Below are 12,144 nucleotides of genomic sequence, written 5' to 3' on the forward strand. Positions count from 1 at the left end.
CAAATCTCTCGATTCTATTACTCTTATTCTTTTGTTCTAAGATCTCTCTTAAAACGGCTGTCAATTCAATATGTCTAGGAACGTGTTCTTATCTGCTTTTCTCTTCGTTTGATTCACATTGTGTCTCTCTGGAAGCGGGTGCAAAAGTACAACTTTCTTTTTAACTGACAAGAAAAATTTGAAGTTTTTTTTGAAATAATTTTTATCTCATTTGCCTCTGCTTTTCTTATCAATCTGTCAAGGAACTTTGCTTGTTTTGCGGGGTGCAAATGTAACATTCGTTTTCTATTCTCACAAGCTTTATCGAATCTTTTTTAGAAAATAAATTCTCTAATCTAATTCGTTGTACTTGCCAGTCTGTGAAAGAACGTCTGCGTCATTGCGGGTGCAAAACTACACCCTTTATTGGGTTATTCAAGCTTTTTAAACACTTTTTTTTGACCTTTTCTTAACTTTATCTTTAACTAACTGATATCATGTTTTTTGAAAGAACAAGTTTTTTAAACAAATCTACAATCAAATATACCTTAAACTCGTTTTCTTGTCAAAATCCCCTATTCCACTAATGAAAGATTACCTTCATAAGCATTTCTTTGCTTAGTACATCTTTCAAAATCTAAACAGTATTGCATTATTTGTAGCTCATCGGTACCCTTTGCGACTTCAAATGTTACTTTCGTGCTATTATTCAAAAACATGATTAAGCTAACTAATGGTTTTGTCCGATACATTATATTGTACAAAATTGTACTGTTACTTTTTCACTCTTATATATAAGGTATCATAATATTCGTAAAAACAACAACAAGTTATAGATTACCGAGGTTCGCGTTAGGGATAGCAGCGAAAAGCCCACAGGAAAACGAAATGAAATGGAGTTTTGCGAGGACTTGCGGCGAATAGCCCGACCGTTTATAAAAAAGAGGCTATTATCGATATCGATAATAGCCTCTTTTTTATAAACGGTAACGCCCAAATGAAAATCTAATCGAAACGTATGGCTTTGACTGGTGAAATTTTGGTTATTATATAGGAAGGAATTAATAGTATCAGGAAACAAACGGTCACGGTAAGCAGGTTTAATAAAAGAATGTATCCCCAATTTAGATAAACTGGCGCTTGATTGACGTAATAGTTCTCTGGTGGAAGTTGGATTATACCAAATTGTTGTTGGATTAACAATAATAAGATACCGATTAGGTTTCCCCAGAAGAGTCCTCTTACTATAAGATAGAAGGCGTTGTACAGAAATATTTTTCGTACTAACCAATTATTAGCCCCTAACGCTTTTAGAATTCCAATCATTTGGGTTCGCTCGAGAATCAGCACTAATAAAGCTACTACCATATTGATTGTGGCGACAAGAATCATAACTACTAATATAACAACGATGTTGAAATCGAATAGTTGCAGCCATTCAAATATATAACTGTATTTCTCGATTATAGTTTTAGTATCCAACGTTGATGCTGTTTGTGCATTAACCTGCTCACCAATTGATTCTATAGCATTAAAATCATCCACAAAAATCTCGAAAGCACCTATTTGATCAGGGGTCCATTTATTGATACGCTGCATGTGACGAATATCTCCTATTATATAGGTAGCATCGAATTCTTGAAAACCAGAATTGAAAATCCCAACAACATCAAAGTTCCTCAGGTTATACCCTTTCTCTTTCATAAAGAAAGTGTTGAATGCATCACCAACTTTTAAATTCAACCGATTCGCAATAAACTGAGATATCACAACTTCTTCATTTAACTTTCCTTTGTTATTTGGAATTCTACCTTCAACAATGTATTCCTTAATATTGTCCCACTTATAATCAGTTCCCACGCCTTTGAAGACAATTCCTTCGAAAGTGGTTTCGGTTCTAATAATACCAGCTTTACTGGCAATGGCCTGAATATGTTCTACTCCACGAACTGACGTAAACTTTGGATAAAAATCCTGTTTTTTAGAAATTGGAACTAATGTCACTTCAGATTGATTGTTATCGTAATTTGAAATAATGATATGTCCATTGAAAGCCGAAACTTTCTCTCTAATTTTTTGCTGCAGCCCAATTCCGGTTGCTACTGAAACAATCATCATAATCATACCGATGGCAATTGCTGAAATAGCGATTTTTATAATTGGAGCAGAAATGCTACTTTTATAATCTTTAGCAGTAATAAGACGTTTGGCGATGAAATATTCTAAATTCAATTTAATTACTTTTCTAATTTGGATTTGCTTCGCCAGTCTGCGTTGCTTAAGCCAAAAATACAGCTAAAACACGAATTACACTAATTGACCTTAATTTTATTTGAACCTAATATATGATTCAATTTTTCAGAAAATCGCTAAGTTTTATATTTTTAACAATGATTTCAACTTCTTGTTCTGCCAGTAAAACAGCTACTAGAGAAAATGTAAAATCAGAATTAGAAAAAGTTGAACAATATCCAAATAAAGAAATAAAAACTGGAGCTGATAATTACAACAACTATTTACCATTAATAAAGGAGAAGAAAATAGGAATTGTAATCAATCAAACCGGTATTCTCTTTAATAAAATACATTTAGTAGATTTTCTTTTAGAAAAAAACATAGCCATCCAAAAAATATTCGCACCAGAACACGGTTTTCGCGGAACTGCTGATGCGGGCGAACATGTCGTTGACGGTAAAGATTCTAAAACTGGACTTTCAATTATTTCACTTTATGGTGACAATAAAAAACCAAAACCACAACAACTTTCAGGAATCGACATTATGGTTTTTGATTTGCAAGACGTAGGCGCACGATTTTACACTTATATCTCTTCGTTACATTATATAATGGAAGCCTGTGCTGAAAATAATATTCCGCTTTTGATTCTTGACCGACCAAATCCTAACGGAAGTATTGTTGACGGTCCAATTCTTGAACAATCATTCACCAGTTTCGTGGGAATGCATCCAGTTTCCTTGCTTCATGGAATGACAATTGGAGAATATGGACAAATGGTTAATGGTGAGAAATGGCTGAAGAATGGTATACAATGCAAATTGACTGTTATTCCATGTCTTAATTATAATCGAAAGATCAGCTATAGTTTACCTGTAAAACCTTCACCAAATCTTCCAAATGATCAAGCCGTTAATTTATATGCAAGTTTATGTCTTTTTGAAGGTACAAATGTAAGTGTAGGACGAGGAACTGAACTACAGTTTCAAATTTATGGCTCTCCATATTTACCGAAAAGTACTTTTAGTTTTATTCCGAAACCAAATTTTGGCGCACAAAATCCCGTTTACAATGGCATCGAATGTTACGGAGAAAATTTATCTGCGACTGCGAAGGTAAATCGACTGGAACTAAAATGGTTGATTGAAGCCTACAGGTCGACAACTGACAAATCAAAATTCTTCAATCCTTTTTTTACAAAACTCGCAGGAACTAAAAAATTACAACTGCAAATCGAAGCAAGAATGCCGGAAAATAAAATAAGAGAAAGTTGGAGGAACGGGTTAGTTCAGTTTAAGGAAATGAGATCGAAATATTTGATTTATTAATCCTCATCCCAGTACTCTTAAAAGAAGAGGAAGACGATGTATAAAATTTTTAAAGAATCAACTTCTTTTTCATTTCTTCCACAATATTAAAAGCAGCTGGACATATAGCTACGTTTTTCAATGTTAAGTCCGTGATTTGTTGAAACTTTTTTCTATCCGTATGCGGGAATTCTCTGCATGCTTTTGGGCGAACATCATAGATCAAACATGCATTTTCCTTATCCAAAAAAGTACAAGGCACACTTTGTAACACATAATCCCTGTCTTCATCGATGCGAAGATATTGCTCAATAAACTTTTGTGGTTTTTGACGCAAATATTTTGAAACACGTTCAATATCTGCATCTGTAAATAATGGTCCTGTGGTTTTACAGCAGTTCGCACACTTTAAACAATCTGTTTTCTTGAATTCGGCGGTATGCAAATCTTCCATTATGTAATCCAAATTCTTTGGCGTCTTCTTTTTCAGCTTATCAAAATACTTTTTATTTTCGATATGCTTATCTTTGGCTTCTTTAGGAAGATTATTTAAAATAGTGTTCATTCGGGAGTTTGTTTTTTCGTTTATTTGATAAAACATGTCGCGAAATTACTTAAAACAAATCAACAAATAACTAAATTAACACATCAACTATAATGAAAGACCTTTTTGGCAAAGCCATACTTGATTTTCAAACTGATAATTCCCCAGAAGATTTAATCACGGAAACCTCAATTTCAGAAGAAGATGAAATGAGCGTTGAATATTTATTTCGTTCTTATGCCGAAATGCCAAAACTAGAACAGAAAGCCTTAATACTTGCGAAGGGGAAAATTTTAGATGTAGGCTGTGGCGCCGGAAGTCATAGTTTGTATTTACAAAACGAAAGGAATTTCAATGTTCATTCGATTGATATTTCTCAAAATGCAGTTGAAGCCTGTAAACTTCGTGGATTGAAAAATGTTCAAGTTCAAAATATTCTTGAAATGGATTCTACTAATCCTCAAAATAAATTTGACACTATTTTATTATTAATGAATGGTACAGGCATATTTGGAACACTAAAAGATACCACTAAATTTTTAATAAAACTAAGAAGCTTACTTAATCCAAACGGACAAATTCTTATAGATTCTTCGGATATCATTTACATGTTTGACAATGATGAAGATGGTGGCAAATGGATTCCCAGCAGTGGTTATTATGGCGAATTGACTTTTACAATACGTTATAAAAACGAAAAAGAGGACCAATTTCCTTGGCTTTACATGGATTACAACACTTTGCAAAACGCGGCTTTCGCCAATGGATTACAAAGCGAGTTAATTCTCGAAGGGGAACATTATGACTATTTAGCAAGACTTTCGATTTTAAACAATATTTTATAGTATGGAAAATATTACATTAGAAAAATTACGATATCCCATCGGAAAATTTATCGTACCGGAAAGCTACTCCACCACGTATCTCACTGCTAAAATAGCTGAAATTGCAAGTTTCCCTGAACAATTGAAAAAGGAAGTGATTCATTTAACCGAGGAACAACTCGAAACACCTTATCGTCAAGGTGGTTGGACAATTCGACAAGTGATTCATCATTGCGCTGACAGTCACATGAATTGTTTTATTAGAATCAAATGGGCGCTGACCGAGGATCAACCAACAATAAAATTTTATCACGAAGATCGTTGGGCTGAATTAGATGATAATTTAACCATGCCTATCCAACCTACTCTTTCTTTTCTGGAAGGTTTACACTTTCGCTTGGCGTATTTAATGAATGGGCTATCAAAAGCTGATTTACAAAAATCTTTTATTCACCCTGATGCAAACGCGGTATTTCAAATAAAGGAAATAATTGGAACATATGCATGGCATGGCAACCATCATTTAGCACATATCACGGAATTAAAAAAAAACAAAGGCTGGTGATTCTTGTGTCTACTTTTTTGTTTTTAATGAAAAATCCCAAATACAGTTTTAAACAGCATTTGGGATTCTTTATTTTTTTAAGGAATATTCAAATATTTATGAGTCTGCAATGAAACGCGCCATTTGGGATTGTTCATTACATAATCTACTATAAGCGGTGTCATTTCTTCTTTTTTACTCCATTCTGGCTGCAAGAATAAAATCGCATTATTATTCACTTTTTCCGCTTGCTCTTCGGCAAAAATAAAATCATGCTTGTTGAAAATAATCACTTTCAACTCGTGTGCATTATCGTAAACCGTTTGTGTTGGTAATTTATTTTTTTTGGGAGACAAACAAATCCAATCCCAATATCCAGTAAGCGGATACGCCCCAGAAGTTTCTATATGAACTTTTCTATTGTTTTCTTTTAACTTTTTCGTCAGCAAAGACATGTCCCACATTAATGGTTCACCACCAGTTACCACAACAGTTTCTGAATACTTACTGGCATTTGCTACAATTAAGTCAATTGCTGTCGGTGGGTGTAATTCTGCATTCCAACTTTCTTTCACATCGCACCAGTGGCAACCCACATCACATCCACCTATTCTAATGAAGTATGCAGCAGTACCTGTATGAAACCCTTCTCCTTGAATGGTATAGAACTCTTCCATTAATGGCAGCATGGCGCCTTTATTAACTTCTAACTGTATTTCTTTTGATAACATTCTATTATTTTAAAGTGCAAAGATAGTTAATTTGAAAAGAGATAATTTGAAAACAGTGACTAATATAAGAAACTTTGAAAGCACCGAAGAAGTTTACCAACTTAATGAAATCAATAGTTACGAGAATATAAATCATCGCAAAAAATTACTGCCTTCAAATACTAACCACAAAAAAACCGATAGCCACTAGACTATCGGTTTCCCATTTTAAATATTTAAATCTTTATTATTTTAAAATTTTTAAAGATTCTAAAGCATAACTATTAGCCGGGTCTAATGCTAATGTTTTTTTAAAATATTCTTTAGCTTTAGTTGTATCAGTGTTAGCGAAACTTGCGGCCATATTATTATAAGATTCGATAAACTTCGTCTTAACTGCTGGTTTTGCTAACTCCGCTGCTCCTAACTCAGTCGTTTTGGCAACATAATCTTCATAATTTTTTACCATTGCATCATCTTTTTCAAGCAATCTGTTTGTTCTTGCTCTGTATAGATAAGCTTCTAAATAGGTTGGTGAAGCTACCAAAACTTTTTCGAAAGCTGCATCTGCTTTTTGTAAAGCGACAACATCAACTTTTACATCTTTTCCTTTGTTAGTGTTCGCATAATAATTTGCTAAACCATAATACACATTGTCATCAAGGAAATTTGAAGATTCTTTAGTATTTGCTCCAAATTCAAATATTGCTGCAGCTTCATTATAAAGTTTTTGTGTAAATAATTTTTTACCAACTTCACTTAAATCTTGGACCGCTAGAGGTTCCATTTCAATGGCTTTTTTCACATCTGTCAAACCTGCACTAAAAGCAGCCGGATCAATTGATAAACCATCAGCACTAGTTCCTTTTTTGATTTTTGTTAATCCTAAATATAAATAATCTAAAGCAATCGGTTTATTCGCTGGAGCATTGATAAAACTCTCTAAAGATTTAATAGCAACATCCACATTTCCATTTTTATAAGCTGCATAACCTAAATAACGGTAAATCCTTGGATTAACTTTGTCCAACTCAATCATTTTATTAGCTTCAGCTTCAAGAGCCACATAATCTTCTATCAAAATAAGAAAATCGGCACGACGCATTCTAGAATTAATAGAGTAATCAGTTAATGACATGTATTTATCATAATACCCTAGTGCCGCTTTATAATTAACAGCAGCTTGAGATGGCTTATTACGTGCTATTTTATAATAGGTCTCAGCTAATTCTCTGTAAACTGGACCATAATTGGGATTTATAGCAATTACTTCATTGTACGCTTTTGAAGCTTCATCATAAGATTTAGCACCTTTTAACAAAACACCTAATTGCATTTTAGCTCTCAATAAAGTATTATCTAATTGAAAAGCACTTCTATACGCTACGTAAGCTTCATTTTGTTTCCCATCACCATAATATGCATCACCTAATGCAAGTTGCAATTGTGCATCTTGAGAATTGTTTATTGCTGCACGAGTCAAAATTGCAATAGCCCCTTTATAATCAGGTTTGTTTGCATTCATATATGCTCTGGCTACATAAACAAATTCTTGAACATCTTTTTTTCTCATGTCTTTGGTGGCCAATGCAAATTTAGCTTGTGCACCAGTAAGATCATTTTTATTTAAATCCATCTGACCTAAACCGATATAATTTAGTTTAGCATTCTCAGACGCATTCAATCCTTCTTGAAAATAAATTTTAGCCGAATCCTCTACACTTTGAGTAAGGTAAACATTTCCTAAAGTAAAGAAAGCCGCTCCATTAGAAGGTTTTGCTTTAATAATTGATTTTAAAATCGATTTTGAACTTTCAAACTGCTCAGCGTCGATAGCTTTTCTAGCTTGATTAATATCTTGTGCTTGTGTCGTAAAAGCAGAGGCCATTAAGGCAACGCTAAAAGTTGTAAATTTATTCATTTTCATTGTAGTTAATTTATTTTTCATCATTTTGACTTTTCGTTATTGTAAATTTTCTTGTAGGAATACGTACAGGTAACAATCCAGATTTTAAAATTATCCTTTGCCCGATATCTCCACCAACAAATGAGGCAAAGCCCATTCCTAATCCAGAGTACCCTTGACAATTTATTATATACAAATCACGTGCCAAAGGGTATTTTTTTTCTGCGATATTGTTTTGTGAAGGCATATAGTAGTTATCTCCGTTCACTCCTTTTACACTTAAAGTATTTACTTTATCAACATACTTTTGCATATCAGGTTTTGGCTGAGAAAGCCAATTGACGCCCACCACACCTATCATTCCTTCATTGGCTGAAACATGTTTTATAACCTCATCATTTGTCTTAAATGAAAAAACGCCCTTTTCAGGAATCGTTTTAATCCTTGCCAACGATTTTAAATAACGAACCGTACTTGAATTTAAGTTATCAAAAACTAAACCTTTAATTGAGGAAACTGGATTTCCTTGCATAAAACTGATAACATCGCTTAAAGCTATAAGTGAGTCTTGACTATTTCTATTAGCAACAAAAGCAACTGCATCGGTACCAAAAGGTGTAATCTTAGGGTTAATTTTTCTTTGTTTAAAAATTTCAAGTTCTTCAGGCGTCAAGTTTCTGGATAAAATTGCTATTGCACTTTTTTTATTAAATAAAGAATTAACTGTTTCCGATTCTGATTTTGAGATCAGGCTAATTTTAGCCTCATATTTATTCTCGAATACTGCAACTTGGTCTTCAATAATTGGAGTTAAAGTTTCATCTACATAGATAGATGCTGAGCCTTTCAAAATAGTTTCTTCTTCTTTTGATTTATTTCCTTGATTACAAGAAACTACAAAAGCGATTGCTAAGAAGAAAATCAAATACGGAAGTTTAGCAGAATTTTTCATAATCTAATCATTATTATCATTAATAATCCTAAAGAATCTAAACGAAGCATAAGCAATCAGCAGAACACCAAAAGCGACTCTATAAATAGGCTGCATATCTAAAGGAAAATTCTTCATAAAGATAATGAATAAACCTAAAACAAGATAAACCAGAAAAAACAAAATTCCTAAAACAAGAAGAAATCGCTCTCTAAGCGATTTCTTCTTAATATTATTAAGTATGTTACTCAGCATTACTCTGCAGATTGAATGGTTATTGGTAACGAATAAAGTACTCGAACCGGTTTACCATTCTGTACCCCAGGAGACCATCTTGGTGATTTTTTCAAGACACGAATAGCTTCTTTTCCAGTTCCGTAACCAATATCTCTAATTACTTTAATGTCAGTTAAGGAGCCGTCTTTTTCAACTACAAAAGTTACATAAACTTTACCTTTCAATCCTTCTTCTTCAGGAGTTACATAATTACTACCTACAAATTTGTAAAATTTCTCGATACCTCCAGGAAAATCAGGTTTAACTTCAATACCAGCAGTGTTATAAATCTGGTTATCAACCTCTTCTACTACTGCGGCAGTTCCAGTACCAACTGGTTCAACAGTTAAAACAGCATCTGGATCTCCTTTTATAGTTTCAGCACCTAATTTCTTATCTTTAATTTCGACAGTTTTTGGCGGTTCTTCAGTAACTTCATCTGCTTTTGCAACCACAGGTTTAACAAATTTAACCTGATCCACTTTTGGTGGTGGTGGTGGCGGAGGTGGTATATTTTTCTTAATTTCTTCTTTTGGTGGTAACTTGATACTAACGATTTTAGTATCTAAAGTTTCATCTGCCTCTGTAGAATCAGGAAGTAAACTTAATATTAATGGCATACTTACTGCTACTGCAAATACAATTGCACCAAAAATAAGTGCTCTAACTGCAGTCTTGTTATTTGACTTTCTTAACTCGTAAGCTCCATAAGCTTTGTTACGACCCTCGAACACAATATCAAGCCATTGGTTTGTGAATATATCTAATTTCATTTTTCTTAATTATTAGGTTATTGAGTAATAAGAAATCCTTATTTACCTTCTAACAATTTTAGTTCCTCTGGTGAAAAATCATTTACAATAGCATTCGTAGGCACTCCTACTATTGCCATTTCATCAAGTATATCAACTAAGTTACGGTAATTTGATTTTTTACTTGGTTTGATGATAACTATTAAACCTTTATCTTTATTACCCGTATACTCAACTACTGACTTTTTTCTTTTCAGCAACTCTTTACGAATCCCTTCTTTACCATAAGAAATATCTTTTGGACCTGCAATAGGAGTTGCTAACAATCCCATGTAGTATACCATCTTATCATTATCCCCTAATAAAACTGTTAAAGTACGATTTTCATCAACTTTAATATCTTTATTTTTAGAAGGGTCATCATCCTTATCTGGTAAACCCAAAGGCATGGATTGTGGTTTAGACAACGTAGTAGTTAGCATAAAGAAAGTAATCAACAAGAAAGCTAAATCAACCATAGCAGTTAAATCTACTTTTGAGTTTGATTTTTTACTTCTTACTTTACCACTTTTTTTGCCATCACCGTCGCCAGTATTTAATTCAGCCATTTTAGTGTATTTTTTTTAGTTATTTTTCTGTTGCTCTTAAACCAGTAACTAGATTGAAGCTATTGATTTTCTGATCTTGCAAGATATCCATTACTTGTTTAATTGCAGGATATTCTTCTTTTGCATCACCTTTGATTGCGATTTGCAATTCTTTATCGTTCACTTTTATGTTTGCAATACGAGAATTGTAAATCCACTCTTTCAACTGATTGTCGAGAGAATCTTTTGGCACACCCGGTTGAACACCAGCTTTATTTCTGTCAGAAGTTTTCATTCCAATCAATTGTTTCAAATTAGAAATTGGTACACCAACACCTTCCATTAAAGCAAAAGTTTCAACTTCACTTTCAGTAAATTCAACACCGTATTTCTGTCCCATTAATTGTAGAGCTTCCTTACGAACTTCTCTACCTTTTAAGTCATAAAACACTTTTCCTTTTCCAACAGTTATAGTAGCTAAATTATCTTCTGGCAACTTAGATTGAACCGTTGACGCAGGCGTATCTACCGGCAATGCTTCCGGTATCTTAGCTGTTGCAGTCATTACAAAGAACGACAACAAAAGAAAAGCGACGTCACACATAGCAGTCATATCCGTAGACCCTGCTTTTTTCTTCATTTTTATAGCCATCAATATTCTTTTTTAAATTTACAAGAAAATAGAAGCCAATTAAGAGAAACTACTTTCTTGTAAATTAAATTATTAATTATTTTTGTGTACTTCTGAAGTGTCTGTAAGTATTTACAATTGTGTTACCTGCCTCATCAATAGAATAAGTCAAAGTATCAATTTTAGACGTAAAGAAGTTATAAGCAACAATTGCTAAAGCAGAAGTTGAGATACCTGTGGCTGTATTAATCAAAGCTTCAGATATACCATTTGCAAGTGCAGCTTGATCAGGAGTACCAGCAGCAGATAAAGCACTAAATGCTTTAATCATACCTGTAACCGTTCCTAACAAACCTGCAAGTGTTCCTAATGAAACCATAGTTGAAAGAATTGTCATGTGTTTTTCTAGCATTGGCATTTCCAATGAAGTAACTTCTTCTATTTCTTTGTGAATTGTTTCAGCAGCAGCTTCGCTATCTAAACCTTCTCTTTTCACTTCTTGATATTTCAATAAAGCTGATTTTATTGGGTTTGCAACAGAACCTTTTTGTTTGTCACATGAAGCAATAGCTCCTTCAATATTACCGCTTTTGATATCATTTTGTACGCTTGTCATAAATTGATCAAGATTTCCTGTACCTGCCGCTTTTGAAATTACAGCATAACGCTCAAATGAAAACACAACAACCATTAATAATAACCCTAACAATACCGGTACAATTGGACCTCCTTTGTAAACCATTGCCAACATATTCCCTGGTAATGGATGACCTGTATTAACACCACCTTCAAAATTAGCGCCATTACCCATTATAAAATTCCAAATTAACCATCCAACAAAAATACATGCTACAATAATGATTCCTGAAATCATTCCTCCTCCGTTTGCTGCTTTTTCTTTTTTAACGTTTGCCATTT

The 12,144-nt window shown here is 33.5% G+C and carries 13 protein-coding genes; 3 read left to right on the forward strand and 10 right to left on the reverse strand.

Annotation, left to right across the window (positions count from 1 at the left end; genetic code table 11):
* Positions 1 to 984 precede the first annotated feature (984 nt).
* Positions 985 to 2,211 (reverse strand): ABC transporter permease, encoded by a 1,227-nt coding sequence (locus ACP7AV_RS00005; RefSeq protein ID WP_426090258.1) that lies wholly within the window; start codon positions 2,209 to 2,211, stop codon positions 985 to 987.
* Positions 2,212 to 2,369: 158 nt separating this feature from the next.
* Here ACP7AV_RS00005 and ACP7AV_RS00010 point away from each other — a divergent pair, with 158 nt between their 5' ends.
* Complete coding sequence (locus ACP7AV_RS00010; protein WP_426090259.1) at positions 2,370 to 3,542, forward strand: exo-beta-N-acetylmuramidase NamZ family protein; 1,173 nt, start codon at positions 2,370 to 2,372, stop codon at positions 3,540 to 3,542.
* A 49-nt stretch (positions 3,543 to 3,591) separates the two neighbouring features.
* Here ACP7AV_RS00010 and ACP7AV_RS00015 read toward each other — a convergent pair whose 3' ends face one another.
* Positions 3,592 to 4,086, reverse strand: a complete 495-nt coding sequence (locus ACP7AV_RS00015; RefSeq protein WP_426090260.1) for a YkgJ family cysteine cluster protein — start codon at positions 4,084 to 4,086, stop codon at positions 3,592 to 3,594.
* Positions 4,087 to 4,178: 92 nt separating this feature from the next.
* Here ACP7AV_RS00015 and ACP7AV_RS00020 point away from each other — a divergent pair, with 92 nt between their 5' ends.
* Both ACP7AV_RS00020 and ACP7AV_RS00025 read left to right on the forward strand, forming a co-directional pair.
* Positions 4,179 to 4,910 (forward strand): class I SAM-dependent methyltransferase, encoded by a 732-nt coding sequence (locus tag ACP7AV_RS00020; protein ID WP_426090261.1) that lies wholly within the window; start codon positions 4,179 to 4,181, stop codon positions 4,908 to 4,910.
* Between the two features lies 1 nt (position 4,911).
* A complete protein-coding gene (locus ACP7AV_RS00025; RefSeq protein ID WP_426090262.1) occupies positions 4,912 to 5,454 on the forward strand; it encodes a YfiT family bacillithiol transferase in 543 nt (180 codons plus the stop codon).
* A gap of 77 nt (positions 5,455 to 5,531) precedes the next feature.
* On the opposite strand, the gene ACP7AV_RS00030 is transcribed toward ACP7AV_RS00025, so the two are convergent.
* From ACP7AV_RS00030 to ACP7AV_RS00065, 8 genes are all read right to left on the reverse strand, one after another.
* Positions 5,532 to 6,164, reverse strand: a complete 633-nt coding sequence (locus ACP7AV_RS00030) for a 7-carboxy-7-deazaguanine synthase QueE (RefSeq protein WP_426090263.1) — start codon at positions 6,162 to 6,164, stop codon at positions 5,532 to 5,534.
* A 226-nt stretch (positions 6,165 to 6,390) separates the two neighbouring features.
* The gene (locus tag ACP7AV_RS00035) at positions 6,391 to 8,091 is read right to left on the reverse strand and encodes a tetratricopeptide repeat protein (RefSeq protein WP_426090264.1); all 1,701 of its coding nucleotides are present in this window, start codon (positions 8,089 to 8,091) and stop codon (positions 6,391 to 6,393) included.
* Positions 8,081 to 9,001 carry a PstS family phosphate ABC transporter substrate-binding protein gene (locus ACP7AV_RS00040; RefSeq protein WP_426090265.1) on the reverse strand — a complete coding sequence of 307 codons (921 nt, stop codon included), beginning with the start codon at positions 8,999 to 9,001 and terminating at the stop codon, positions 8,081 to 8,083. The genes ACP7AV_RS00035 and ACP7AV_RS00040 overlap by 11 nt, the downstream gene beginning before the upstream one ends.
* Positions 9,002 to 9,004: 3 nt before the next feature.
* Entirely contained in the window at positions 9,005 to 9,235 is a 231-nt protein-coding gene (locus ACP7AV_RS00045; protein ID WP_091204157.1) for a hypothetical protein, read from the reverse strand.
* Positions 9,235 to 10,029 (reverse strand): energy transducer TonB, encoded by a 795-nt coding sequence (locus ACP7AV_RS00050; RefSeq protein WP_091204160.1) that lies wholly within the window; start codon positions 10,027 to 10,029, stop codon positions 9,235 to 9,237. Before ACP7AV_RS00050 ends, ACP7AV_RS00045 begins: the two co-directional genes overlap by 1 nt.
* 38 nt (positions 10,030 to 10,067) lie before the next feature.
* On the reverse strand, positions 10,068 to 10,616 hold the full coding sequence (locus ACP7AV_RS00055) for an ExbD/TolR family protein (protein ID WP_091204164.1): 549 nt from the start codon (positions 10,614 to 10,616) through the stop codon (positions 10,068 to 10,070).
* Between the two features lie 19 nt (positions 10,617 to 10,635).
* Entirely contained in the window at positions 10,636 to 11,235 is a 600-nt protein-coding gene (locus ACP7AV_RS00060; protein WP_396230391.1) for an ExbD/TolR family protein, read from the reverse strand.
* Between the two features lie 88 nt (positions 11,236 to 11,323).
* Complete coding sequence (locus ACP7AV_RS00065; protein WP_091204168.1) at positions 11,324 to 12,142, reverse strand: MotA/TolQ/ExbB proton channel family protein; 819 nt, start codon at positions 12,140 to 12,142, stop codon at positions 11,324 to 11,326.
* Positions 12,143 to 12,144: the final 2 nt, after the last annotated feature.

This window comes from Flavobacterium sp. DSR3-2 (genome assembly GCF_049896525.1).
Taxonomy (GTDB): domain Bacteria; phylum Bacteroidota; class Bacteroidia; order Flavobacteriales; family Flavobacteriaceae; genus Flavobacterium.